At 62.8% G+C, this 24,170-nt stretch carries 27 protein-coding genes; 16 read left to right on the forward strand and 11 right to left on the reverse strand.

The genetic code is table 11. The annotated features are described in order from the left end of the window. Window positions 1-8: 8 nt before the first annotated feature. Window positions 9-794 carry a transporter substrate-binding domain-containing protein gene (locus ACIPZH_RS02215; RefSeq protein WP_267823931.1) on the reverse strand — a complete coding sequence of 262 codons (786 nt, stop codon included), beginning with the start codon at window positions 792-794 and terminating at the stop codon, window positions 9-11. Window positions 795-1,072: 278 nt separating this feature from the next. On the opposite strand from ACIPZH_RS02215, the gene ACIPZH_RS02220 reads away from it, so the two are divergent. The 4 genes from ACIPZH_RS02220 to ACIPZH_RS02235 all read left to right on the forward strand — a co-directional run bounded on the left by ACIPZH_RS02220 (window position 1,073) and on the right by ACIPZH_RS02235 (window position 4,763). Then, a complete protein-coding gene (locus ACIPZH_RS02220) occupies window positions 1,073-1,756 on the forward strand; it encodes a FadR/GntR family transcriptional regulator (RefSeq protein WP_267822721.1) in 684 nt (227 codons plus the stop codon). Between the two features lie 184 nt (window positions 1,757-1,940). After that, window positions 1,941-3,278: an MFS transporter gene (locus ACIPZH_RS02225; protein ID WP_241803373.1), complete on the forward strand. Its 1,338-nt coding sequence runs from the start codon at window positions 1,941-1,943 to the stop codon at window positions 3,276-3,278. 190 nt (window positions 3,279-3,468) lie between these two features. Beyond that, on the forward strand, window positions 3,469-3,918 hold the full coding sequence (gene aroQ, locus ACIPZH_RS02230; protein WP_241803372.1) for a type II 3-dehydroquinate dehydratase: 450 nt from the start codon (window positions 3,469-3,471) through the stop codon (window positions 3,916-3,918). After that, on the forward strand, window positions 3,915-4,763 hold the full coding sequence (locus tag ACIPZH_RS02235; protein ID WP_241803371.1) for a shikimate dehydrogenase: 849 nt from the start codon (window positions 3,915-3,917) through the stop codon (window positions 4,761-4,763). The genes aroQ and ACIPZH_RS02235 overlap by 4 nt, the downstream gene beginning before the upstream one ends. A 54-nt stretch (window positions 4,764-4,817) precedes the next feature. On the opposite strand, the gene ACIPZH_RS02240 is transcribed toward ACIPZH_RS02235, so the two are convergent. Both ACIPZH_RS02240 and ACIPZH_RS02245 read right to left on the reverse strand, forming a co-directional pair. Beyond that, window positions 4,818-5,354: a thioredoxin family protein gene (locus tag ACIPZH_RS02240; protein WP_400634910.1), complete on the reverse strand. Its 537-nt coding sequence runs from the start codon at window positions 5,352-5,354 to the stop codon at window positions 4,818-4,820. Continuing rightward, the gene (locus ACIPZH_RS02245; RefSeq protein ID WP_400634912.1) at window positions 5,344-5,619 is read right to left on the reverse strand and encodes a DUF2790 domain-containing protein; all 276 of its coding nucleotides are present in this window, start codon (window positions 5,617-5,619) and stop codon (window positions 5,344-5,346) included. The genes ACIPZH_RS02240 and ACIPZH_RS02245 overlap by 11 nt, the downstream gene beginning before the upstream one ends. Before the next feature lie 216 nt (window positions 5,620-5,835). Between ACIPZH_RS02245 and ACIPZH_RS02250 the strand changes: the two genes are divergently transcribed. From ACIPZH_RS02250 to ACIPZH_RS02265, 4 genes are all read left to right on the forward strand, one after another. After that, window positions 5,836-6,576, forward strand: coding sequence for a response regulator (locus ACIPZH_RS02250; RefSeq protein ID WP_267822714.1), 741 nt, complete (start codon window positions 5,836-5,838; stop codon window positions 6,574-6,576). Next, the gene (locus ACIPZH_RS02255) at window positions 6,573-7,859 is read left to right on the forward strand and encodes a sensor histidine kinase (RefSeq protein ID WP_400625654.1); all 1,287 of its coding nucleotides are present in this window, start codon (window positions 6,573-6,575) and stop codon (window positions 7,857-7,859) included. The genes ACIPZH_RS02250 and ACIPZH_RS02255 overlap by 4 nt, the downstream gene beginning before the upstream one ends. A 169-nt stretch (window positions 7,860-8,028) precedes the next feature. After that, complete coding sequence (locus ACIPZH_RS02260) at window positions 8,029-8,163, forward strand: hypothetical protein (protein ID WP_400625656.1); 135 nt, start codon at window positions 8,029-8,031, stop codon at window positions 8,161-8,163. A gap of 16 nt (window positions 8,164-8,179) precedes the next feature. Next, window positions 8,180-8,683 (forward strand): DoxX family protein, encoded by a 504-nt coding sequence (locus ACIPZH_RS02265; protein ID WP_400625658.1) that lies wholly within the window; start codon window positions 8,180-8,182, stop codon window positions 8,681-8,683. 72 nt (window positions 8,684-8,755) lie between these two features. Here ACIPZH_RS02265 and ACIPZH_RS02270 read toward each other — a convergent pair whose 3' ends face one another. The 3 genes from ACIPZH_RS02270 to ACIPZH_RS02280 all read right to left on the reverse strand — a co-directional run bounded on the left by ACIPZH_RS02270 (window position 8,756) and on the right by ACIPZH_RS02280 (window position 12,898). Then, complete coding sequence (locus ACIPZH_RS02270; RefSeq protein ID WP_400625660.1) at window positions 8,756-9,307, reverse strand: DUF4174 domain-containing protein; 552 nt, start codon at window positions 9,305-9,307, stop codon at window positions 8,756-8,758. Window positions 9,308-9,543: 236 nt separating this feature from the next. Next, window positions 9,544-11,904: a DNA polymerase II gene (locus ACIPZH_RS02275; protein ID WP_241803364.1), complete on the reverse strand. Its 2,361-nt coding sequence runs from the start codon at window positions 11,902-11,904 to the stop codon at window positions 9,544-9,546. 73 nt (window positions 11,905-11,977) lie between these two features. Then, entirely contained in the window at window positions 11,978-12,898 is a 921-nt protein-coding gene (locus tag ACIPZH_RS02280) for a LysR substrate-binding domain-containing protein (protein WP_400634915.1), read from the reverse strand. Between the two features lie 160 nt (window positions 12,899-13,058). Here ACIPZH_RS02280 and ACIPZH_RS02285 point away from each other — a divergent pair, with 160 nt between their 5' ends. The 8 genes from ACIPZH_RS02285 to ACIPZH_RS02320 all read left to right on the forward strand — a co-directional run bounded on the left by ACIPZH_RS02285 (window position 13,059) and on the right by ACIPZH_RS02320 (window position 18,664). Next, a complete protein-coding gene (locus tag ACIPZH_RS02285; RefSeq protein WP_349974474.1) occupies window positions 13,059-13,841 on the forward strand; it encodes a YqcI/YcgG family protein in 783 nt (260 codons plus the stop codon). Between the two features lie 2 nt (window positions 13,842-13,843). Continuing rightward, on the forward strand, window positions 13,844-14,470 hold the full coding sequence (locus ACIPZH_RS02290; protein WP_400625668.1) for a LysE family translocator: 627 nt from the start codon (window positions 13,844-13,846) through the stop codon (window positions 14,468-14,470). A gap of 40 nt (window positions 14,471-14,510) precedes the next feature. Continuing rightward, window positions 14,511-15,605 carry a hypothetical protein gene (locus tag ACIPZH_RS02295; protein WP_241803360.1) on the forward strand — a complete coding sequence of 365 codons (1,095 nt, stop codon included), beginning with the start codon at window positions 14,511-14,513 and terminating at the stop codon, window positions 15,603-15,605. 198 nt (window positions 15,606-15,803) lie between these two features. Continuing rightward, window positions 15,804-16,457 carry a sel1 repeat family protein gene (locus tag ACIPZH_RS02300; protein WP_277818026.1) on the forward strand — a complete coding sequence of 218 codons (654 nt, stop codon included), beginning with the start codon at window positions 15,804-15,806 and terminating at the stop codon, window positions 16,455-16,457. A gap of 96 nt (window positions 16,458-16,553) precedes the next feature. Then, the gene (locus tag ACIPZH_RS02305; RefSeq protein WP_400634917.1) at window positions 16,554-17,255 is read left to right on the forward strand and encodes an AzlC family ABC transporter permease; all 702 of its coding nucleotides are present in this window, start codon (window positions 16,554-16,556) and stop codon (window positions 17,253-17,255) included. Beyond that, the gene (locus ACIPZH_RS02310; protein WP_039605278.1) at window positions 17,252-17,566 is read left to right on the forward strand and encodes an AzlD domain-containing protein; all 315 of its coding nucleotides are present in this window, start codon (window positions 17,252-17,254) and stop codon (window positions 17,564-17,566) included. The genes ACIPZH_RS02305 and ACIPZH_RS02310 overlap by 4 nt, the downstream gene beginning before the upstream one ends. Next, a complete protein-coding gene (locus ACIPZH_RS02315) occupies window positions 17,563-18,396 on the forward strand; it encodes an AraC family transcriptional regulator (RefSeq protein ID WP_241803357.1) in 834 nt (277 codons plus the stop codon). Before ACIPZH_RS02310 ends, ACIPZH_RS02315 begins: the two co-directional genes overlap by 4 nt. Window positions 18,397-18,436: 40 nt before the next feature. After that, window positions 18,437-18,664, forward strand: coding sequence for a hypothetical protein (locus ACIPZH_RS02320; protein WP_012313790.1), 228 nt, complete (start codon window positions 18,437-18,439; stop codon window positions 18,662-18,664). Between the two features lie 33 nt (window positions 18,665-18,697). On the opposite strand, the gene ACIPZH_RS02325 is transcribed toward ACIPZH_RS02320, so the two are convergent. The 5 genes from ACIPZH_RS02325 to ACIPZH_RS02345 all read right to left on the reverse strand — a co-directional run bounded on the left by ACIPZH_RS02325 (window position 18,698) and on the right by ACIPZH_RS02345 (window position 24,092). Further along, a complete protein-coding gene (locus ACIPZH_RS02325; protein ID WP_400634920.1) occupies window positions 18,698-19,186 on the reverse strand; it encodes a copper chaperone PCu(A)C in 489 nt (162 codons plus the stop codon). Next, window positions 19,186-19,794, reverse strand: coding sequence for an SCO family protein (locus tag ACIPZH_RS02330; protein ID WP_349974480.1), 609 nt, complete (start codon window positions 19,792-19,794; stop codon window positions 19,186-19,188). The genes ACIPZH_RS02325 and ACIPZH_RS02330 overlap by 1 nt, the downstream gene beginning before the upstream one ends. A gap of 208 nt (window positions 19,795-20,002) precedes the next feature. After that, window positions 20,003-20,587, reverse strand: coding sequence for a Fe-S biogenesis protein NfuA (gene nfuA, locus ACIPZH_RS02335; protein ID WP_012313787.1), 585 nt, complete (start codon window positions 20,585-20,587; stop codon window positions 20,003-20,005). Window positions 20,588-20,645: 58 nt separating this feature from the next. Then, window positions 20,646-21,680 carry an acyltransferase family protein gene (locus ACIPZH_RS02340; protein WP_400634922.1) on the reverse strand — a complete coding sequence of 345 codons (1,035 nt, stop codon included), beginning with the start codon at window positions 21,678-21,680 and terminating at the stop codon, window positions 20,646-20,648. A 111-nt stretch (window positions 21,681-21,791) separates the two neighbouring features. Further along, the gene (locus ACIPZH_RS02345) at window positions 21,792-24,092 is read right to left on the reverse strand and encodes a fatty acid cis/trans isomerase (RefSeq protein WP_400634924.1); all 2,301 of its coding nucleotides are present in this window, start codon (window positions 24,090-24,092) and stop codon (window positions 21,792-21,794) included. Window positions 24,093-24,170: the final 78 nt, after the last annotated feature.

Genomic DNA, 24,170 nt, shown 5'->3' on the forward strand with positions numbered 1-24,170 from the left:
GGTACAGCTCAGAGGTCGGCCGGCAGCGGCTGCTTCAGCCATTTTTCGGCATTGCGGTTGAGGCTGCCGTCAGCCTTGGCGGCTTCGAGCGTGGCGTTCACTTTGTCCAGCAGCGCCGGCTCGTTCTTGGCCAGCCCCACATAGACAGGCGAGTCCTTGAGCTTGACCTTGACCACAGGCACCTTGGCCGGGTTCTTCTGGGCAATGGCGGCCATTACCACGCTGCCGCTGGCGATCAGTTCGACCTGGCCGGAGAGGTAGGCGGCGATGGTCGAGTTGTTGTCTTCAAAACGCTTGATCACCGCCCCCTTGGGCGCTACGGCGCTCAGTTCCATGTCCTCGATCGAACCGCGGGTAACGCTGATGGTCTTGCCAGCGACAGCGTCGATACCGGCGATGTCCACCTCGGCCGGGCCGAACACGGCCAGGTAGAACGGCGCATAGGGCCGGGAAAAATCGATCACCGCCGCACGTTCCGGGTTCTTGCCGAGGCTGGAAATCACCAGGTCGACCTTGCCGGTGGTGAGGAACGGGATGCGGTTGGTGCTGTTTACTGGGGTCAGGGCCAGCTTCACACCCAGCTTGTCTGCCAGCAGTTGTGCCGTGTCGATGTCCAGACCACGGGGTTTGAGGTCTGGCCCTACCGAGCCGAAGGGGGGGAAGTCCTGGGGCACTGCCACCTTGAGCACGCCACGGGCGCTGATGTCGGCCAGGGCATCAGCCTGGGCGGCTGGCAGCACGAGGGCGCTGCTGCAGAACAGGCTGGCCAGGAACAAGGTGCGGAATGTCTTCATGGTGTGGCCTCGCAGGTAACCAGGGAAAAGTGTGCTGGCTGGCCAGTGCACGGGCCATGCCAAGAACCCTGCGGGCCCTGGTACAACGTGCTCAAGCCCTGAGCTGAACGGTCTTACTGGTCTGAACAGTTGCCTGGCCGTGCGCCTGCCCTGCCGTCGTCACGCCCCGCTTTTGTGCAAGGCCGCATTCGCCTGCTTCAGGGCGGAGCAATGCTTGCAAGCGCCTGTCAATGGCCGTAAAAAGCCAAGGTCATCGCCCTCCGACCGGTCTGAACAGCATGCTCGACACCCTACCCCGCGCCGTCCCCGAACAGGCCCTGCAAGGCATCCGCAAATTGATCGAAGACGGCGGCTATCAGCCCGGTGATGCGCTGCCCTCGCAGCGCGACCTTGCCGAGCAGCTGGGGGTCAGCAGGGCCTCTCTGCGAGAAGCGCTGTCCTCGCTCAGCGCGCTGGGCTTGGTGAGCGTTCAGCCGGGCAAAGGTGTGTTCGTGCAAGCGCCAACGCCTTCGGCATTTGCCTGGCCTTATGCCGAACAGGTCTCGGCGAGCGACACCTTCCAACTGCGCTACGCCTTGGAGGGTTTCGCCGCTGGGCAGGCGGCGCTGGCGCTCACCGCTGACGACATCGATCGCCTGGAGCTGAACGTGGAGGCGATGCATCAGGAGTTGCGTGCGGGCCGCTTCGAAGCCGCCGCACGGCTGGATTTCGCCTTCCACCAACAGTTGCTGCAAGCCTGCGGTAACCACGCCATGCTGCAGGTGATCACCGCCAGCCAGGAGATCTTCCTGGAAAGCCAGAAGCTGCCCTTCATCCGCCCGGAACGGGCGATGGAAACCTGGCAGGAACATCGCAAGATCCTGCGCGCCCTGGCCCGCCGCTCACAGGCGGCGGCGCAAAAAGCGATGCAGGAGCATATTCGCAACGCGGCTTCGCGCACCGGGGTGGTGTTCTCGGTTTAACCCCCGCTGACTGCCGAGGCTTGGCCACCCAAGGGTCTCACGCGGTCAAAACAGATATCTGGGCGTCGTCCTCGAAAAAGCGCCCTTTCGCTCACACCGGTTTACTGCCTGCAACAACAACGACGACGCGGCCAGACCGCCTCGCTAATCCGCCAGGCTGCCTTTGAAACCGGAGCGTATCCACATGTCCGCATCTCACGAGGTATCCCCCGCCACCCTGCGCCGGGTCATCGCCGCCTCGGCCATCGGCAACTTCGTCGAATGGTTCGACTTTGCCGTCTACGGCTTTCTCGCAACGATCATCGCCAGCCAGTTTTTCGCCAGTGGCGATGCCAGCGTGGCCTTGCTCAAGACCTTCGCCGTTTTCGCCGTGGCCTTCGCCTTGCGGCCATTGGGCGGGATCGTGTTCGGCGCACTGGGTGACCGGCTGGGACGCAAACGTATCTTGTCACTGACCATCCTGCTGATGGCCGGCTCCACCACACTGATCGGCCTGCTGCCGACCTACGCCAGCATCGGCCTTGCCGCGCCCGCGCTATTGACCCTTGCGCGCTGCCTGCAGGGGTTCTCGGCAGGCGGTGAGTATGCAGGGGCCTGTGCCTACCTGATGGAACACGCACCGCAAAACAAGCGGGCCTTCTATGGCAGCTTCGTGCCCGTGTCGACCTTCTCGGCCTTCGCCTGCGCGGCGGTGATCGCCTTCGGCCTTGAGGCGAGCCTGTCGGCCGAAGCGATGGCGGCCTGGGGCTGGCGCATACCGTTCCTGGTGGCTGCGCCGCTGGGCCTGGTGGGCCTGTACCTGCGCTGGCGCATGGAGGAAACTCCAGCGTTTCGCGAGGCCATCGCCCAAGGCAAGACCCATGAGCATTCGCCACTCAAGGACACGTTGCGTAACCATGGCCGGGCCATCCGCAACCTGGGTGCCTTCATCTCGCTCACTGCGTTGTCCTTCTACATGTTCACCACCTACTTCGCCACCTACCTGCAGATGGTCGGCAACCTGACACGCGCCCAGTCGCTGCTGGTGACCACGGTAGCGCTGGTGTTCGCGGCCATCGGTTGTCCGCTGGCCGGCGCGTTCTCCGACCGCGTCGGGCGGCGCAAGACCATTGGTTTCACCTGCCTGTGGGTGATGGTGTGCGTATTCCCGGCCTATTGGCTGGCCAGTTCCGGGTCAGTGCCCGCCGCGCTGCTGGGGGTCATCCTGTTGGCGGTAGGCGCACTGTCCAGTGGTGTGGTGACCGCCGCATTGCTGTCGGAGAGTTTCCCGACCCACACGCGCTACACCGCTTCGGCGATCACCTACAACGTGGCCTATACGTTGTTTGGCGGCACCGCACCGTTGGTGGCGACCTGGCTTATCGGGCAGACCGGCAGCAGCCTGGCACCGGCGTTCTATCTGGTGGCCATCGCGCTGGTGGCGCTGGTGGGCGGGTTGGCATTGCCGGAAACATCGCGAATATCGTTGCATGAAGAGACCCCTGACGGTGAGGTGGGTCGCGGGGTTGCCAACAGCATCTGAGATGTGGGCTGCATTGCAGCCCCATAGCAGCGACAAGCGGCGCTTTCGGGGGGTGCACCCGCGCTGAAAACGCCGTGCTCGGGGTTCGATAATCGCCCACTTTCCACGCTGCGACACTCAACCCAATTGACGAAACTAACCAGGTGGTACAAACATACGGGCATTCAACAACAACAAAGTGATGCCCGCCATGAAGCCCCTTATCCTCGTGCTCAACGGCCCCAACTTGAACATGCTGGGTACTCGCGAGCCTGCGCAGTACGGCCGTGAAACCCTTGCTGACCTGGCCCAGAGCTGCGCAGACACCGCGCAGGCCCACGGCCTGGAAATCGAATTCCGCCAGACCAACCACGAAGGCGATCTGATCGACTGGATCCACGCTGCCCGTGGTCGCTGCGCCGGTATCGTGATCAACCCCGGTGCCTGGACCCACACTTCGGTGGCCATCCGCGACGCGCTGGTCGCCAGCGAGGTGCCGGTGATCGAAGTGCACCTCTCCAACGTGCACAAGCGCGAGCCGTTCCGCCACCTGTCGTTCGTCTCCTCGATCGCGGTGGGTGTGATCTGCGGTTTGGGCAGCCACGGCTACCGCATGGCTCTGGCGCACTTCGCCGAAATGTTCCAGGAGCAGCCAGCATGACTCAGCCGGCCATCCTCGCCGGCCTGATCGGCCGTGGCATTCAGCTGTCGCGCACCCCTGCCCTGCATGAACATGAAGGCGATGCGCAGGACTTGCGCTACCTCTATCGCTTGATCGACGCAGACCAGCTGCAACTGCAAGACAGCGCCTTGGCGCAATTGCTCGAAGCGGCCCAGCACACCGGCTTCACTGGGCTCAATATCACCTACCCGTTCAAGCAGGCGATCCTGCCGCTGCTCGACGAGCTGTCCGACGAGGCCAGGGGTATCGGTGCGGTCAACACCGTGGTGCTCAAGGACGGCAAGCGTGTGGGCCATAACACCGACTGCCTGGGCTTCGCCGAAGGCTTGCGCCGCGGCTTGCCCGACGTCGCGCGCCGGCAGGTGGTGCAGATGGGCGCAGGCGGTGCTGGCTCGGCTGTGGCCCATGCGTTGCTGGGCGAAGGTGTCGAGCGGCTGGTGCTGTTCGAAGTGGATGCAGCGCGCGCCCAGGCGTTGGTCGACAACCTCAACGGCCATTTCGGCGCAGGCCGGGCCGTTGTGGGCACGGACCTGGCGGCCGAGATTGCCGAGGCGGACGGGCTGGTCAACACCACGCCGGTCGGCATGGCCAAACTGCCGGGCACACCGCTGCCGGTCGAGCTGCTGCATGCCCGGCTGTGGGTGGCGGAGATCATCTATTTCCCACTGGAAACCGAGCTGCTGCGTGCGGCACGGGCACTGGGCTGCCGCACCCTCGATGGCAGCAACATGGCCGTGTTCCAGGCGGTGAAAGCGTTCGAACTGTTCAGTGGCCGTCAGGCCAATGCCGAGCGCATGCAGGCGCATTTCGCCAGCTTCGGTTGAGCCCGTTACCGTCCCTTTTGCGGGCTTTCAACCGCGAAAGGGACGGTAAACACTTCAGGGTTTTTCATCCAGCAACGCCTTTATCAACGTCTCCTGCCCGTCGTAGTCACCTTCGCCAACGTGCACATGCCGCACCTGGCCCTGGCGATCGACGAAGTAGTGCGCTGGCCAGAACTGATTAGCCCAGGCATTCCACACCCGATGATCGTTGTCCACCGCCACCGGGTAGGCGATCTGAAGGCTGGCCACCTTGTTTTTCAACTGACCGACGTCATGCTCGTAGTCATACTCCGGCGTATGTACGCCCACCACGACCAGCCCCTGATCGGCGTAGCGCCGCGCCCAGTCGTTGACATGTGGCAGGCTACGCTGGCAGTTGATGCAGTCCCACGTCCAGAAGTCCACCAGCACTACCTTGCCCTTGAGTTGCGCGGCATCCAGCGCTGGCGAGTTGAGCCACTCACTGGCCCCCGACAGCGACGGCATGGCCCCGTAACTGTCGCGGGCCGCCAAGTGGCCGGCCAGCCCCAGGCCAAAGAGCGCCAAGGCCACACCGCCCACTTTCAGCAGCATGCGGCGCTCAGTTGTCATGGCAGCCGCTCGTGGCATAGGTACGGTATTGCAGGCTTTGGCGCTGGCCTTGGGAGTCGAGGTAGTCCATACGGGTATTGACCAGGCCACAGGCATCGCTTTGGTCATCCTTCACCGACAGCACTTTGTGTATGTCCAGCCGGTCGCCATAGCGGTACTGCATGACGCTGGCATCCTCCATCGGCTGTGTGGTTGCCAGGGCAACCAGGGCGCCGAGGCTGAGCACAGCGAACAGGCTGGCGCTGGCGAGGGTTTTCACGTTCATGGCATCTCTCCTGACAGCTTCTGAGGGTGGGGAGTGGTGCTCCCCGGTCAGAGCCATTTCACGCGTGCCAGGTATCAGGCATGTGTCGCCTGACCCTGCGCCCTGCCTCCTGCTGTATCTGTCGCACGGCCAGATACACTGCAATACAAACCTCTGCAGGCAAGCTCATACCTGCTCGGTACACTGCGCTCATTCCCCTTGCACAGGACCCCACCGATGGAACATGTCGATCACATCCTGATCGTCGACGACGACCGTGAAATCCGCGAACTGGTCGGCAATTACCTGAAGAAGAACGGCCTGCGCACCAGCATCGTCGCCGACGGCCGGCAGATGCGAGCTTTCCTGGAAGCCAACAGTGTCGACCTGATCGTGCTCGACATCATGATGCCGGGCGATGACGGCCTGCTGCTGTGCCGTGAGCTGCGCGCCGGCAAGCACCGCACTACGCCAGTGCTGATGCTGACCGCGCGCAACGACGAGACCGACCGCATCATCGGCCTGGAGATGGGCGCTGACGACTACCTGACCAAGCCATTCTCAGCCCGCGAATTACTGGCCCGCATCAACGCGGTGCTGCGCCGCACCCGCATGTTGCCGCCCAACCTGACCATCAGCGAAAGCGGCCGCCTGATCGGTTTCGGCCAGTGGCGCCTGGACACCACCGCGCGCCACCTGCTTGACAGCGAAGGCACGCTGGTGGCTCTCAGTGGCGCCGAATACCGCCTGTTGCGCGTGTTCCTCGACCATCCACAACGGGTGCTCAGCCGCGAACAGTTGCTCAACCTGACCCAAGGCCGCGAGGCCGATATCTTCGATCGCTCCATCGACCTGCTGGTCAGCCGCCTGCGCCAACGCCTGGGCGACGACGCGCGCGAACCCAGCTGCATCAAGACGGTGCGCAGCGAAGGTTATGTGTTCTCGCTGCCCGTGCAACTGCTCGAGTCGCCATCATGAAGTGGCCGCGCACCCTCGCCTCGCGCCTGGCGCTGATCTTCATCACCGGGCTGGTGCTGGCCTATGGGCTGTCGTTCAGCCTGCAGGCCTATGAGCGCTTTATCAGCAGCCGCTCGATGATGCTCAGCAACCTGGAACAGGACGTCGCCACGTCAGTGGCCATCCTTGACCGCCTTCCCGCTGCTGAACGCCCCGCCTGGCTGCCCCGCCTGGAGCGGCGCACCTACCGCTATCGGCTGGACACTGGCGTGACCGGCGCGGCGATGCCAAGCGATGACCCACCCATGGCTGCCGATTCGATCGTCAAGGCCATCGGCAGCCAGTATCGCCTGACCTTCCAGGAGATACCCGGCCCGAACGCCCACTTCCAGGCGCACCTGCGTCTGGCCGACGGCGCGCCGCTGACCATCGATGTCACCCCGGCAGCTGTGCCGATCGCCACATGGCTGCCGCTGGTATTGCTCATACAGCTTGCCGTGCTGCTGTTCTGTACCTGGCTGGCCGTGCGCCTGGCCATCGGCCCGCTGACCCGCCTGGTCAAGGCGCTTGACGACCTCGACCCGGACAAGCCCGGCATGTTGCTGGACGAAAGCGGCCCGCGCGAAGTGAAATATGCCGCCGTCGCCTTCAACGCCTTGCAGGCGCGCATCGCTGCCTATCTCAAGGAGCGCATGCAGTTGCTGGCAGCGATTTCCCATGACCTGCAAACCCCGATCACCCGCATGAAACTGCGGGTCGAGGTAATGGACGAGGGCGTGGAAAAGGACAAGTTATGGCATGACCTGGATGCCATGGAGCATTTGGTCCGCGAAGGCGTAGCCTACGCCCGCAGCATGGATATCAACACCGAGCCGCCCTGCCGCATTGACCTCGACGCGTTCCTCGACAGCGTGGTGTTCGATTACCAGGACAGCGGCGCGCAGGTCGAGCGCCATGGCACTACCGGCCGTTTGCTGGAAACGCGCCCGCATGCGCTGCGCCGGGTGTTGATCAACCTGCTGGACAATGCCCTGAAGTTCGCCGGCAAGGCGCAATTGGAGGTCAGCCATGAGCAGGGACGTATCCTGATCCGCGTGCTGGATGAAGGGCCTGGCATCCCCCAGCAAGCGCTCAGCGAAGTGCTCAAACCATTCTACCGGGTGGAAAGCTCGCGCAACCGCAGCACCGGCGGCACCGGCCTGGGCCTGGCAATCGCCCACCAACTGATCCAGGCCATGGGCGGGCAATTGGTGCTCAGCAACCGCCAGGGCGGAGGCCTGTGCGCACAGATCGAGCTGAAGTGAAACCCTGCAGGCCTTGACGCGGCGCTGCGCGCCGGACTGCAGGGGTGACATTGCCCTACACCTCATGTCACTCCTTTCTGATACACAACACAGCCTGCACCGACACACTGCCGGTACGTCGTACCGCCACACTCCCGGTCACACTTTGACACACCGGGAGATTTTTTCGATGAGAGCCATCGCCCTTCCCTCTGGCTGGGGGCTGTTCGCCGCCCAGGCCGGCCTGCTCATGACCGCCATCGCCCTCAGGCTCACCGCCAAACTGGCGCTTTACCAGCGCCGCAACGCCACCGCTCTTTCCTGACGGAGTAGCACAGCCCATGACCACGCTAAAACGCACCTCGAGCCCCCTGGACTGCCTCGCAGGCTGGGGAGCGGATTTGCCATTACGGCTGTTTCTGGCCTGGGAATTCTTCGAATCCGGCCTGGAAAAATTCAACGGCAGCAACTGGTTCGGCGATATACAGGGGCGCTTCCCCCTGCCCTTCAGCCTGCTGCCAGCGGAGTTGAACTGGCACCTGTCGATGTGGGCCGAACTGGTCCTGCCGTTGCTCCTGCTGCTAGGCCTTGGTACACGGCTGGCGGCGGCGGGGCTGGCATTGGTAACCGTGGTAGCGATCGTTGCGCTGCACTGGCCTGCACACTGGTCGGACCTGGCCGAACTGGCCAAGGGTTACGCCATCACCGATCTAGGCTTCGGGGCCTACAAGCTGCCTCTGATCTACCTGGTTGCATTGCTGCCCTTGCTGCTCAAAGGTGCCGGTAGGCTAAGCGTTGATCACTGGATCAAACGGCACATCGCGGCGCAGGCCAAGGCAACCTGAAATGCAAAGGGCCCGGACCGTAAAGCTCACGAGCCCTTTGTGTTTCGCCAAGCGTGATACGCGTGGCGGATATCAGTCTTCCAGTGGCTTGGGCGGTGCTGCCGGCTTGGCCGGTTTGGCGGGTTTGCTGTCCTTGGCCTTGGGCTCCGCTGCCGCAGCGACAGGCTCCGGTGCAGTCATGGCCTTTTCGCTGGCTGGCAACTCATCGACTGCTTTGATGATGGCCTTGGCGTCGATCTTTTCGTTTGTTTCGTCATCCTTGAGCATGTGGCGCTCACCATCCTTGCCAATCAGGATGACCTTGGTGCCCTTGCTGGCACCAAGCTTGAGCTCACGTATCAGCGCCATGGTGGTCTGCTGCTCAAGGTTCTTGTCGTCACGCTTGCCCATCATTCTGGCGACGCTGTAAACCACCAGGCCACGCTCCTTGAACGCGGCCTGAGTGGCAGGGTCTTTCAAGTCCCTGTTCAGCCCCTGCAAGGTCGGGTCGGCGGTACTGGGGGCAATGATCACCAATGGCCGTGCCTTGCCCAGTTCCTTGGCCAGCGGAGCGTCGCTGTCGGCGGCGAACAGGGGGCCGGTGACGGCGAGCAGGGTGGCGAGGGTCAGTGACCGGACGAGCATACGCATCTCCTTATTGTCTCGATAAACCAATGACTACAGATCACGGAGAAAAATCCGACCCGGAGCCTAAACCACTTCGAACATCAGAGGGCCAGGGAAAAGTAACTGGCGGTTTCCGATGAGGCGCGATGCCAGGATGGCAGAATTTTCGCAAACAGCCGATGCCCAGATTCAGCATAGCCCAAAGCCACTAACGGCAACCTTGCGCGCCCTGTTTCGCTCACCTGAGGGGGCACTTAGAACAGCAACAGTTGGCGGTCGGTCAACGCTGCAAAGTCATCACCGACAAAGGGCAGGATGGCATCGGCCACAGGCTGTAGCTGGCGGCTGAGGTAGTGGTCGTAATCGATCGGCGACTGCAGGTTTTCCATGGGCTCTGGGCCGGCCGTGGTGATCACGTAACTGATCCAGCCGCCATTCTGGTATTGCCGGGCACGCCCAAGCCGGCTGTTGTACTCATCAGCCAGGCGTGCGGCGCGCACATGCGGCGGGACATTGCGCAGGTAGTCGGCCAACGGGCGACGCAGGCGTTTGCGGTAGATCAGCAGCTCATCCAGCTCACCTGCCAGGGTCTGCTGGACGAACCCGCGCACATAGTCACGATAGGGCTGGCCCCGGAAAATCCGCCCGTACAAGGCCTGCTGGAACTGCCGGGCCAAGGGCGACCAATCGGTGCGTACCGATTCCAGGCCTTTGTACACCATGTCTTCGCTGCCGTCGGCACGCTGAACCAGGCCGGCGTAGCGCTTCTTGCTGCCCTCGTCGGCGCCGCGGATGGTCGGCATCAGAAAGCGCCGATAATGGGTCTCGAACTGCAACTCCAACGCGCTTTCCAGGCCCATGGTTTCACGCAGGTGCTGCCGCCACCACTGGTTGACCTCGGCCACCAGCGCGCGGCCGGTGCGCGCCGCAGCCTCTTCATCATGTGCACCTTTGAGCCAGACGAAGGTAGAGTCGGTGTCGCCGTAGATAACGTCGTAGCCGCGTGCCTCGATCAGCGCGCGTGTCTGGCGCATGATCTGGTGCCCGCGCATGGTGATCGAAGACGCCAGGCGCGGGTCGAAGAAGCGGCAACCGCTTGACCCAAGCACCCCGTAAAACGCATTCATGATGATCTTGAGTGCCTGCGATAGCGGTGCGTTGCCTTCACGCTTGGCCTCCTCCCTGCCCTGCCACACCCGCTCGACGATGGCGGGCAGGCAATGCCGGGTACGCGAGAAACGCCCGCCGCGAAAGCCTTCGACGGAGTGCACGTCATCCGGCTGACGCAGGCCTTCGACCAGGCCCACCGGGTCGATCAGGAACGTCCGGATGATCGAGGGGTACAGGCTCTTGTAGTCGAGCACCAGCACCGAGTCATACAGCCCTGGGCGCGAGTCCATGACAAAACCGCCCGGGCTGGCCTCATCCGGGCGACTGCCCAGGTTGGGCGCGACGAAGCCCAGCCGATGCATGTGCGGGATGTACAGATGACAGAACGCTGCCACCGAGCCACCGCTGCGGTCCACCGCCAGCCCAGTCACCGACGAGCGCTCCAGCAGAAACTCCAACAGCCGGGTATGCGCAAAAATCCGCGTCACCAGCTCGCAATCCTTGAGGTTGTAACGCGCCAACGACGGCTTGTCCTCAGCAAACATGCGGTTGATCTCGTCCATGCGCTGGTAAGGCGTATCAATCGCCTTGCCTTCCCCCAGCAAGGTCTGCGCGACGTTTTCCAAGCTGAACGAAGGGAAGCTCCAGGTGGCCGAGCGCAGCGCTTCGATGCCATCGATCAGCAAGCGGCCGGGCGCATCTGCAAACACGTGGCCCCGGTTGGCGTGGGCGCGCACAGTCATGGGCGCACCGTTACGTCCCAGGTTCAACGGCACCTGCAGCAGCTTGGCGTGCTCATGCAACAGGCGCAGGTCGAACTGGACCAGGTTCCAGCCAATGATCGCATCCGGATCGTGCCTGGCCATCCACTGGTTCAGGCAGTCGAGCATGGCCGCCCGGTCGTTGCAGTAATGCAGGTCGAAATCCACGGCGTCGGGCTGGCCATTGGCAGGCCCAAGCATGAATACCTGCCGCTGCCCGCAGCCTTCCAGCGCGATGCTGTACAACTCGCCGCGCTCGCTGGTCTCGATGTCCAGCGACACCAGGCGTAGCGGCGGGCGAAAGTGCGCCAAGGGTTTGAGCTGGGCCTCGCAGATGACACCGTGGGCATCAGGCTGACCGGTGAATTGCACGGCGGCGGTGATGAAGCGCTCCATCAGGTAGCGTTCGGGCGGGCGGATGTCCGCTTCGAACACCTCGACACCGGCACCGCGCAAGCGCTGCTCCAGTTGCATGAGTTGCCGGTGCTGACGGCAATACACGCCCAGCACCGGACGATGTTGGAAGTCCTGCAGGCGCAGGGGCCTGATTTCCACACCGGCCTCGCCCGCCAGCAACAGCCGCGCGTGTTCGACCTGCGATTGCAGGATGAACGCCACCGACTCCTGCGGGGCCAGACGCAACAGCCTCGGCCCCTGGTCGGTGGCCAGCCAGAACTCCACGCAGGTACCTTGGGGCGTGTCATGCCAGTGCCGGGTCAGGACAAAGCCCTGCTGCAACTCCACTGCGTTGTCCTCGGTGCTACGGATAGGTCGAATGGGATGATTCTACCCGTGCGCGGGGTGGCTGTGCGGGCAATCAGCCATACAGGTAGTTGATATCCTTGTACGCCAACGGCGGCACCTGCCCCAGCAGAAAGTCACGCAGCTTGTGCATTTGCCGCGCCTTGGGGCTGGATTTGAGCCAAGTCATGTAGTACCCGTCCCCGGTCGCCACGGCATGCTTGAACGGGGTGACCAGCCGCCCTGCGGTAAGGTCGGCACTGGCCAGCACCAGGTCGACCACGGAAATGCCCAGCCCCTGCTGGGCCGCAGAAATGCCCTGGTCGAGGGTGTCGAACACCTGGCCCTGATCGATGCTTATGTCCAGGGCATCCATGCGCGCCAGCCAGCGCCGCCAGTCGCGCCGGTCCGATGAAGGGTGCAGCAGTTCACACTGGCGTAGGTCACCCAGTGCCGGCTGCTCATGCGCCATATATTCTGGGTGGCACACCGGGATCAGCCATTCGTCGAACAGCTTGAAACTCTCGATGTCGGCGGCGAACCGGCCGTTGGACAGAAGAAAGGCGCAGTCGTAAGGCTCGGAGTAGAAGTCCACCGTGTCGATGTCCATCCACACGCTCGACAATTGGACGCTGCAGCTGTCATCGACTTTCTTGAAGGCATCCAGCGCCCTCAGCAACCAGCGCACCGTCAGCGTCGAGGGCGCCTTCAAGCGCAGGCCGTAGCGGTCCTGGCGCAGCAGTGCACAGGCGTTCTCGATGATCTTGAAGCCGACTTTGAGCTCCTGGGACAGCAGGCGCCCATGCTCGGTGAGGCTCAACTTGGGCCCACGTCGCTCGAACAGGTCGCAGCCGAACAGGCTTTCGAGGGTCTTTATGTGGTGGCTGACGGCGCCTTGGGTCAGGGCCAGCTCTTCGGCCGCGCGGGTGAACGACCCGTACCGTGAGGCCACCTCGAAGGCACGCAGCGCGTGCAAGGCCTGGATCCGTTCCGACATGATGCCCCCGAAGCATGAGTGAGACTAATGGCAGGTCATAGTACCACGCGTTTTACAACGCCAGGTACGCCCCAGAAAATGCAGGTAAACAACAAAGATAAGCCAATAACCTGCCTGCATGTGTCTTGAACGTTCTACTCATTAAACGCCTGGGGAAATCATGTTTACGGGTTATGGAAACTGCTATCGCCTGGACGCGCTAGAGCTGGCCACTGAACATGTCCGGAACACGCAGCACTGGACGCACGAAACGATACAACATTTTCGCACCATCCTCGCCAACCCCGACTTTCCATGCCTGTTCGGGCGCAAGGCGGTGGCCGGTGAATCCTGCCACATCCTCTTCGCCCGCGCTGAACAGCTCGCCGATGACATCGCTCAAGGGCTGGCCGAATACGTGCGCACCATAGCACCGGTGCCGGTCAAGCAACGCATCGGCAGCCCGCTGGTGGTGTTTCTCGAAACGGCCGCCGACAGCAACCTGGCCGAACAGCAGGCGCTGGCCTGGAAGGTGCTGCGCGGGGTTCATGCCCGTGACCCGCACCCCTGGCCGCAAGCGATCCCAGCCGACCCCCACGACAGTGGCTGGTCGTTCTGCTACGCCGGCATGGCGCTGTTCATCAACATGAATTTTCCCGGCCACCATCAGATGAAAAGCCGCAACCTGGGCAATCACATCACCTTCGTCATCAACCCGCGGGAAAACTTCGACGAAGTGGCCAATGCCGCCACTGAGAGCGGCAAGCGCATCCGTGCACGCATTCGCGAACGCGTGCAGCGCTACAACGACGGCGTGATGCCCGACAGCCTGGGCTTCTTTGGCCAGGCCGACAACTTCGAATGGAAGCAATACCAACTGCAGGAAGCAGGCTCGCTCAACCCATCGCGCTGCCCCTTTCATGCCCACGTCCACGCAACACCAGACACCCAGATCGAGAACTGACCGTGAATACCGCACTGACCGCTACCTACGCCCTGACCGTACTGCTGCTGATCGCCACACCCGGCCCGGTCGTGGCATTGATCGTCAACACCGCCGCGGCCTCTGGCTCACGCAAGGCCATGTTCACCGCTGTCGGCACCAACTGGGCTTCCCTGGTGCTGATCGGCGCCGCGGCCTGGGTCATCCTCACCAGTGCAGCGATCGACAAGGCCTGGCTCAGTGGCATGAGCCTGCTCGGCTGCCTGTTCATTGGCTACATCGCCGTAGGCACCTTGCGCGAATGCCTGCAGGCGCCTGCCTGCGAGGCGCTTGAGCATCCGGCAAGAGCCGGGCGGGGCGGTTTGTGGCAAGGGTTCATGGTCGGTATTTCCAACCCCAAGGACATCATTTTCTTCATCGCCTTCTTCCCACAGTTCATCCAGATCACCGAATCGTTCGGCAAAAGCATGATGGTGCTGTCCCTGCTGTGGGTGGCCATCGACTTCGCCGTGCTCAGCCTTTACATCTTTGCCATCGGCAAGATCGCCTCGCAGCGTAGCAACCGGGTGATTTCGCTGGCCTCGGGGGTTGCCCTGTTGCTCATCGCAGTCGGTGGCCTGGCCTACAACATCAAGGAGCTGGCGGGCTGACGCCTCGGTGCGACGCCACGCCGGACAACAAGGAGCGCCCATGAACCCGTCCAGTAGCGCAACATTCGGCCCGGGCCTGCCTGCGCCACTGTCGCTCGACTACCAGCGTTTCCTGCAACTGGGCAGCCGCCGTGCCCCACACACCCTGCATGTGCACGAAAGCGGCTACCGTTCCGGCACCATCAACACCGATGCGCTGGGTTTGCGCTACAGCCATTGCGCCGGCAAGCGATTTTCGGCCGGCGAATATGGCGGCACCGGCCGTGTCAATTTGCTCGTCGGCGGTTCGACCGCCTTGGGGATCGGTGCCAGTTCCGATGAGCATACGGTGGCCTCGCACCTGTCGATGCTCACCGGGGAGGTGTGGTTGAGCCTCGCTGGCTGTGGGCTCAATGCCAGCCAGGAACTGCTGCTGTTTCTCACCCACCAGCATCGCTTCAGCGAAATCGGCCACGTGGTGGTGCTCAGCGGCCTCAACACCTTGGCCCACGAGGGCCTGGGCGAAATGCTAGGCGGCCCGCACGCTGCGCTGCATGCCAAGGCCTATCAGAACTACCTGAACAGTTTCAACGAAGGCGCGCTACCTGCCAGCCCGGCACGCCGGGACTCGCTGTGGCAACGCCTTGGCCAGGCCCTGGCCCCGCGTCGGCAGGTGCCGCCCCCTGCCTGGCCATTATCCGCCCCACAGAAACGCCTGGCACACGCTGCCGACTGCATCGGGCGTACCTTGAGTCAATGGGAACGCTTGCTTGCCGACAGCCACGCCACCCTCACCTTCATTCTCCAACCGCTGCTGCCGTGGTGCCGTGAAACGCTGCCTGCCGGAGAGCGAGCCATGCTATCGGCACTGGAACAGCAACCGACCAACTTCGACCGGCTGCTCGAAGGCGCCTTCGACAGTCAGCTGCACATGGCCTTCTTCAGGCGCATCAAGAGCCAGGCGGATCCGGTGCCGTGTTACGACATGAACAGCATGTTGAGCAGCTCCCCTGCCTTCGGGGCCGAGCTGTTCATCGATCGCTTGCACCTGAACGATCTGGGCAACGATGCACTGGCCAAGGTCATCACCGCCAAACTGGGCCTGGCCCAGGAAAAACATGCCCAACGCAAGGTCGCCCCGGTCAAGCTCGTCTGACAAATGTGCGTTGCCCTTTCGGTAGCACCATCCGGTTGGCTAGAATAGGCCATCGTTCCGATACGCCTGAGGCGCACGTGTACTTGTGATGAACACCCGAGCCGACTACCAGTATCTTTCTGCTTATCCGGGCTGTGGTGCCAGTGGGGCCTGCCTGTGAGTGGTTTCGCCCGCGTGCCCGCACTGCTCATCTCGCTGATGCCGTTTGCCGCACAAGCGCTCGACGTGCGAATCGACCCGCATGCCGACTTGCTGTATCGCCAGGCCCTGCCACTGCTGGAGCAGGCCGACACTCCAGAGGATGACGGCAACACCCTGCGCACTGCCATTGGCGGCGACCCGGAACTCAAACGCCAGGGCCAGGCCATGGCCCGCACGCTGCCAACTGCGGTAGCCCTGCTTGAAAAGTCAGTGGAGCTCGGCCATCCCGTGGCCCAATACCGCCTGGCCCTGTACTACACGACCTACCTGCCTGCGGCGCAAATCCCTGATGCTGCCTGCCCGCTGCTCAAGGCCAGCCTGCAGCAGGGCTTTGCCCCGCCCGCTACGGCGATCGCCACCTGGTGCCCACCGTATAACGCCAGCCCCCGTTACCGCGAGGCGCTCGAAGCGATACCAGGCATGGCCACGCTGTATGCGCCCTACTACCCGCAACCGGCCACACGCCTGGCTTGCAGCCGCAGCCAGCCACAAGGGCTGGAAATGCAGTGGGGCCGCCAACGCGACTATCAGGCTGAGGTGTATCGGTTGCTGGGCGACCTGGACCCACAGCATCGCCGGGACTTGCTGCAAAAGGCGGTGGAAATCAATGGTTGCGCAGCAGCACAACGGCGGTTGACCAGCCAGCGTTGATCATTGCTACGGCAGTGGCAAACCAGCAAGATCGTTCAAGCCACCTGCCCCACCCTCTGGCATGCTGCGCTGCCGAACAACAGTGTTGCAGCCATCATGCAAAGCAGTCCGCCCATCGCTCGCCAAGCTTTTCTGCACGGCGCCATCGCCATTCTTCCGTTATCACTGGCCGTCGCGCCTTGGGGCCTGCTGGCTGGCTCGATGGCCATCGAGGCCAACCTCAGTGCCTGGGAGGGTCAGGGCCTGTCGGCGATCGTGTTCGCGGGCGCCGCGCAACTGGTGGCCATCGGCATGCTCAAGGGCGGCGCCAACCTGCTGTCGATCTTGCTGACCACCCTGCTGCTGACCTCGCAACATCTGCTTTACGGCTTGTCGATGCGCCCGGTGCTGTCGAACCAGCCGCTGCGCTGGCGCCTGGGCTTGGGTTTCCTGTTGACCGATGAGTTCTTCGCCTTGACCAGCCACTATGACCAACAGCAATTCAACCGCTGGTACGCGCTGGGGGTCGGCCTGACCTTCTATGTGGCCTGGAACCTGTTCACCCTGGCCGGCATCGTGCTGGGCCAGAACATCCCGCACCTGGACCAGCTGGGCCTGGATTTCTCAATCGTCGCCACCTTTGTCGCTCTGATCGCCCCACTGGTGCGTAACCTCGCCACGCTAGTGTGCGTCGCGGTGTCGCTGTTCTGTTCAGTGCTTTTCAGCTACTGGCATTGGGAAACCGCGCTGGTGGCCGCCGGCCTGCTGGGCATGGCTGCCGGTTTCGTCTGCCAGAATTTTTCCGGAGGCCGCGTATGACCTGGCTACTGATCTTCGCCATGGGCGCCGTCGTCTTCCTCAATCGCTACGCGTTCCTGGAGCCGCGCCTACCGCTGCGCCTGAGCTCCAATGCCCGGCAGTTTCTAGGCTTTGCCGTGCCGGGCATGCTCACCGCGATTTGCGGGCCAATCGTCTTCCTGCCCGGCCATCAGCTGGACTTGAGCCCGCTCAATCCCTACCTGCTGGGGGCTGTAGTGGCCATCGTGCTGGTGCTGTTGACCCGCAGTGTATTGCTGAGCATGCTGGTGAGCATGTTGATCTTCTTCTTGCTGCGCAGCTGGCTGACATGAGCACGCCCCTGCGCGAACAGACCCACCTTTGGCAGGCGCCCGCCCTGGGCGATGTCGAGATGTTGCATGCGCGCTACATTCAGCAACGCTTCGCCCCGCATGTTCACGAAGGTTATGTGTTCACCGTGATCGAGTCGGGTGCCCAGCGCTTCTGGCACCGCGGCAGCGAGCACCTGGCGCCGGTGGGCAGCATGGTGCTGATCAACCCCGACGAGCTGCATACCGGCGCTACCGCCCATGAGGCTGGCTGGCGCTACCGCGGGTTCTATCCGGACCATGAACGGGTGACCGGGGTGCTCGACGAGCTGGAACTGGGCCGCCACGGCATGCCCAGCTTCAAGGACAGCGTGATCCAGGACCCGGCCCTGGCCATCGCCTTCAGCAAGCTGCATCAGCTGTCCGAAGCCAGCGCCAGTGCCCTGCAGCAACAGACGGCCTGGCGCCAGGCGGTTCTGGCCCTGGTTCAACGACACGGGCAATGCGCTGAACCCGCGCCCCCTGGCCACGAACCACTGGCCGTAGCCCGCGCCCGCGAGCTGCTGGAGAGCCAACTGGCAGAGCCGCCATCGCTCGAAGCGCTGGCGGGCGCGGTCAATCTATCGCCGTTCCATTTCGCCCGGGTGTTCCGCCAAGCCACCGGCCTGCCGCCGCATGCCTGGCTCAAGCAACGGCGCCTGGCCCGCGCCCGGGAAATGCTCAAGCGCGGCCTGGCTGCGACCGACGTGGCTTTCAACCTGGGCTTCGCGGACCAGAGCCACCTCAGCCGGCAATTCAAGCAAGCCTTTGGCGTCACCCCAGGCGCCTATCGCACCGCCTGCCTGCACGGTTAACTGCTGCTACACTGACTAGGCTGAATTGGAGGTTCCTGCCATGTCCGAAAGAGAGCTCACCACCCTCATATCGTTGATGAACCAGCGCCAGGCCTGCCTGAGCAGTGCCTGCAAAGAGATCGCCGACTGGATCGACCGGCAGGGTGATGTGCCTGCCGCTGGCAAGATCCGCGCGAGTCTCAAGGCCCTGGAGGCCGACGAAGCCCAGGTCCGCAAGACCTTGACCTCGCTGACCCTGGAACGGCCCTTGCCACGTTTTCGTAGCTGAATGAAGTGGGGCCGCTTAGCGGCCCCGGGTCAATCAGTGCTTCATGTGCATGTGGTCGTGCCCGCCGCCCATCTCGGCGTTGAGCGCCCGTACCTCTGCCTGCACTTCCAAGGTTTCCTTGCCACCCTTGGCATCTTCCACGGTCAAGGTCAGCGGGACTTTGTCGCCTTCCTTCACCTGCTTCGTCAAACCCATCAACATCACGTGATAGCCATTGGGGTCCAGGCTCACCGGCTTGCCGGCAGGCAACTGCACGGCTTCGACCTGCTTCATGCCCATCACATCACCGTTCATGGTCATCTCGTGCACTTGCACAGTCTTGGCCACTGGCGATGCCACCCCTGTCAGCTTGCTGTCGCTGCTGGCAGTCAGGGTCATGAACGCACCGGTGGACTGCTGGTGCGGTACGCTGGCACGTACCCAGGCATCACTTACGGTGGTCTGGGCCAAGGCCGGCAGCGCCAGCCCCAGCAAGGCGATAGCGGCCAGGCCGCGCTTGAACGGGTGCAGTGAAACAGCCATTAGCAGATCTCCATCAGGGTGACCAGGTCTTCGGCGCATTCCTTGGCGTTCAGGGAATGGCCCAGGCTCAGGCGCAGGGTGCCACGCGTATCGTAGACGTAGCTGGTGGACGAATGAGAGATGGTGTACGTGTCACCGGCCGGGACCTTCTCGTAGAACACCTTGAACTCCTTGGCCACCTCGGCGATTTCCTCCGGCGTACCGGTAAGGGCCATGAACGAGGGGTCGAAAGCCTTGACGTAGGCGTCGAGCACCTCGGGGGTGTCGCGCTCAGGGTCCAGGGTGATGAACACCACCTGGAACAGCTCGCGGTCGCGGCCACGGAGCAGCTTGCGGATTTGCGCCGCGCGCGCCAGGGTGGTCGGGCAGACTGCCGGGCACTGGGTGAACCCGAAGAAGATCATCGGCATGCTGCCGTAGAAGCTCGACAGGGTGACGACGTTGCCCTTGGTATCCTTGAGACGGAACTTGCGCCCCAGGATTTCGTTGCTCATGTTCTTGCCGTACTCGAACTCGAGCCCTCGGGCCGGGTTGCAGCCTGCCAGCAGGCCGAGCCCGAGAACGCCCATCCCGGCGACAACTGCGCGCCGGGTCAACAGATCATTCATGGAACCATCCTTTAAAGGGAAGGTGCCGACCCTCGGGACGGGCCGGCCGAAAAACCGGGGCATTCTGGCATGACACCCCAAGCGGTTCTACCCGACCAAGGCGGTGGTGGCTTGCAGCCCTTTAAACACGGGCTGCGGCCTGTTGTCGCAGGGGTTGAATCCGTAACAGTTTGTTGCTAGCAGGGTGTTGCCAACGCCGAACTACCGATCAGTAGTAGGCGTTTTCCTTCTGGGTGTGGTCAGTCACATCCCGCACGCCCTTGAGCTCTGGAATACGTTCGAGCAGGGTCCGCTCGATGCCGTCCTTGAGGGTTACGTCAGCCTGACCGCAGCCTTGGCAACCACCACCGAACTGCAGCACTGCAATGCCGTCGTCGACCACATCCACCAGGCTGACCTGGCCACCGTGGCTGGCCAGGCCCGGGTTGATCTCGGTCTGCAGGTAATAGTTGATACGCTCGTTGATCGGGCTGTCTTCGTTGACCATTGGCACTTTGGCGTTCGGCGCCTTGATGGTCAGCTGGCCGCCCATGCGATCGGTGGCATAGTCGACCAGCGCGTCTTCCAGGAACGGCACGCTGACGGCATCCAGGTAGGCCGTGAAGCTCTTCAGGCCCACGGCGGTGTCGTCAGGCTTTTCTTCGCCTGGCTTGCAGTAGGCAATGCAGGTTTCGGCGTACTGGGTGCCCGGCTGGGTGATGAATACGCGGATGCCGATGCCAGGCGTGTTCTGCTTGGAAAGCAGATCGGCCAGGTAATCATGGGCGGCGTCGGTAATGGTTATAGCGCTCATGTAAGTTCCTCACAGACTTGCGGCCAAGTGTACGCCAACCTGGCCTTCGAACAAAGTCCTAGCATTTGACTCGGGAAAGCGCAAATGCCGGCGTTTGCTCCCGCGGCGCCGCCAGCCACGCCTGCATCCGCCGGTAAAGGCCCCGCTCCAGCCACTGGTAGCTGAACCACGACATTAGTCCAATGGAAGGCACGCACAGGGCAAAGACCAGGTAGGGATTGAGGTGCAGGCGCTGGCTGGCGAACCAGCCCGCGTACAGTACCAGCACGTGGATCAGGTACACCGAGTACGAACAGTCGCCCAATGCCTTGAGTACCCGATTGCCCTGGAAGTACGGCTCAAGCGCTACGAATGCCAGCACGATCAGTGCGCTGGGAAGGCCCCAATGCAAAAGGCGCAGGGAGGCGTCCAGGTGGTAGATCGCATAGACGGCCACCCCCAGCAATGCCAGCGGCAACCACAGCGCTTCACGCACCAGGCCGCGGCGGTACAGCACACCGATGCCGATACCGAACAGAAATTCATAGATGATGCCGTTGTTGTAGAAGCGGCTGAGCACGCCAACGCGGCCCAGCACTTCGCTGACCAGCAGCAGCGCAGCGGTCACCAGCAGCAATTGGTGGCGCTTGCGGACCAGGAATGCCAGGCCGAACAGAAGGTAGAAGAACATCTCGAAGTTCAGCGTCCAGCCCACGTTCAAGGTCGGGTACAGGCCGTAGCCACCTGGGTTCTCTGCCGGAATGAACAGCAACGACAGCAACAGGTGATGCCAGGTGAATGCCTGGTGCGGCATCCATTGGCTGAAGGCCAGCAGCACGAGCGCCATCAGCAGGGTGTAGAACCAATAGGCAGGGACGATCCGCAACGCGCGGTTGAGCAGAAACTGACGCGGCTCCACGGGTTTGTCCCGGGTCGAAAGGTAGATCACCAGCCCGCTGATGACGAAGAAGATGTCGACTCCCACAGCGCCGCGGGCAGTGAGCAATTGGCCAACGGGGCCAGTGGCATGGAAGTCGAAAAAGATCTGCATGAAATGGTGGCAGACCACCACCCAGGCGGCGAACGCCCGCAGTGCCTGAAGCGAGTACAGCATGGATCACCCTGCGATTGCCTTGGTGCATTGAGGCCACGTTGGGCTGCCTGGCAGCCCCGGACCGTCCAACCTTTCCGACCGCAGGTGTGCCGGAAAGGTCAGCTCAACCGATCAGAGGTTCTCGTAGCGGTTCATGTCCAGCACCCCGGCCTCCAACGGTTGGGTTTCCTTGATATAGGCGCTCAGGTCGTGGAAGTAACGCCAGAACTGCGGGTGGCTGCGGCGCACGCCCCAGCGCATGACGATACGTTCGAACCTGGCCGGATCATCGCGCGCATATTCCATGTCTTCGACGAACTCTGGCACATCTGCCGCCGGGATGTTGAAGATGAAGTTCGGGTAACTGCTGAGCACCCCGGGGTACAGGGTCAGGGTATCGAGCCCCGGCTGGTAGCGCGCGGCCTCGCCCAGCAGGAACGCGACATTGCTGTGGGCACGGTTGCGCAGCAGGCTGTAGACCTGGCGCTGACCGCCCTGCCCTTCGATGCGCAACATCGTGGCTTCCGGTAACTGATCGATCACCTTCAGGCCCGCGGCCGGGCGAGATACCAGGCGGCTGAGCGACTGCTCGACGTTACGGAATTCTTCGTTCATCTGCGGCCGCGAACAATAGGCACCCTGGCACCGGTTGATCGGGTCAGGTGCGGCATTCAGGCTGCCGGTGCGTTGCAGCAGCTTGAGACCGAAGTCACGCTTGGGGTCGCGCGGGTCGAGCCTGATGCCGCTTGGCGTGTCGGTGTCGATGTCTTCATAGTCGAGCCACATCTTCACCTTGCCACCGTTCTGGTACCAGTCGCTGAGAATTGCACCACGCTCATCCGCCGGCATCAGGCGCAGGAAATTGACCTCGGCACCGTTGCGGATCAAGTCGAAATACAGCCGCGTCTGCAACTGGTGCGAGACATTGCCGAAGACATCGAAATTGACCGCCAACTGGTAATAGGTACGTTCGAACAGCGGGTAGTCGAACAGCCACAGGGTCAGCGGCACATCGCCGACCAGGCCCTTGGTCACTGACGCGCTGTCGAAGTGGCGGAAGATGCTGAGCAGCGCATTGTCGTTGCCGGCCCACAGGGTCGACCAGCCAGGCGCTGGCATTTCGGCGTAGGCCTGGCGACGCAGCTTTTCATACTCGTTGCGCTTGTCACGATAGGCATGCCACAGGTTGAGCACACTGCCCACGTCGTCGATCTGGCCCGGCATGGCGAGCAACGGTGTGGCCTGGCCACGGTACGCAGCATCGGTAATGTAGCGGTCGTGCGCCGGCTCCTGGAACAGCGCCCAGAAGTTATCGCGAATCACATCGGTAGCGATCTGCCCACGGCACACCGGCCCGCGAATGAAGGTGCGGACGAAGTACTCGGCGTTATCCAGCATGAACTGGTAGCGCGCCACCGCCGGGATCGCCTCGAAGGTCTCGAACGGGTTGGCGCGGTGGCGCGGCCCATAGCCTGGCAGCGCACTGGCGTGCCAGTCACCGGCATAGAACAACTGCTTCACGCGCTTGAGCTTTTGCGGCCCCATCGGGTAAGTGATGTGGGTCTTGTGCACGATCACGCCCTGCACTGGAATCAACCGGTAATAGAAGTCGGTACCCGGCGGATCGTTGGGGCGGCGCGTGGCAATCACGTCGACCGGCTGGCCGCTGGGCGTGCGCGAACGCACCCACTGGAAGAAGTGGCCCTGCTCGCCACCGACGAAATGGATGTGCGCCAGGAACAGGTGCTCGTACAGCCAGCGCCCCACCAAGGCCTCGGTAGAGCCTGGTCGATTGAGCAGTTCTTCCCAGTCGGCGATCTGTTTTGCCTCGGCCGCGCTGGGTTGAATGGGCTGATACTCGACCGGCGCACCTGCCGCCAGCCACGCTTGCAGGGTCTGGTATTGCTTGTCGGTCAGGCCGGTGACAGCCAGTGGCATACCCTCTTTGGGGTGGGCGCCGGCGTAGGCATCGAACTCATGGGGCAATGGGCACATGTTGTTGCGCTCAAGCCCCAGGACGATGTCGTCGGGCAGCTTGGCGTTGGGGGTAAGCGGGGCCTTGTGCCCCAGCTCCAGCATGCGGGCCATCAACGCAGCCTGGCTACCCTGGCTGTCGAGCACCGAATAGAAGCCCTTCTTGCGCCACTGCTCTTCGCTGTGCGCGTCGTAGAAAAGCCGCGTGGTCGGGACTGCCTTGCTCCTTTCACCCTGGTACACCGGTACCTTGGTTGCACCGCGCACAGCCCCTTCCGGGCTCTCCAGTTTCAACTGGCAAGCAGCGTCGTTACAGGCATGGCAGGCCACGCACTTCTCGGTGAAAATCGGTTGAATATCCCGGGTGTAGGAAATTACCGCGCTCGATTGGGGGGCTTGTGCGAGCGCGACACTGCTGAGCAGCAGCGCGAGAGCGCCGACAAGAAAACGATGCACCATGTGCCGAAAGTCCTGGGTTCTAGAAAAGCCATCACGTTTTTGCCTGGTCGAGCGTGGGTGCTTCATGGCGCAACATGA

It is taken from the genome of Pseudomonas sp. NPDC089758, assembly GCF_044748705.1.
In the GTDB taxonomy this organism is placed as follows: Bacteria; Pseudomonadota; Gammaproteobacteria; order Pseudomonadales; family Pseudomonadaceae; genus Aquipseudomonas; species Aquipseudomonas putida_X.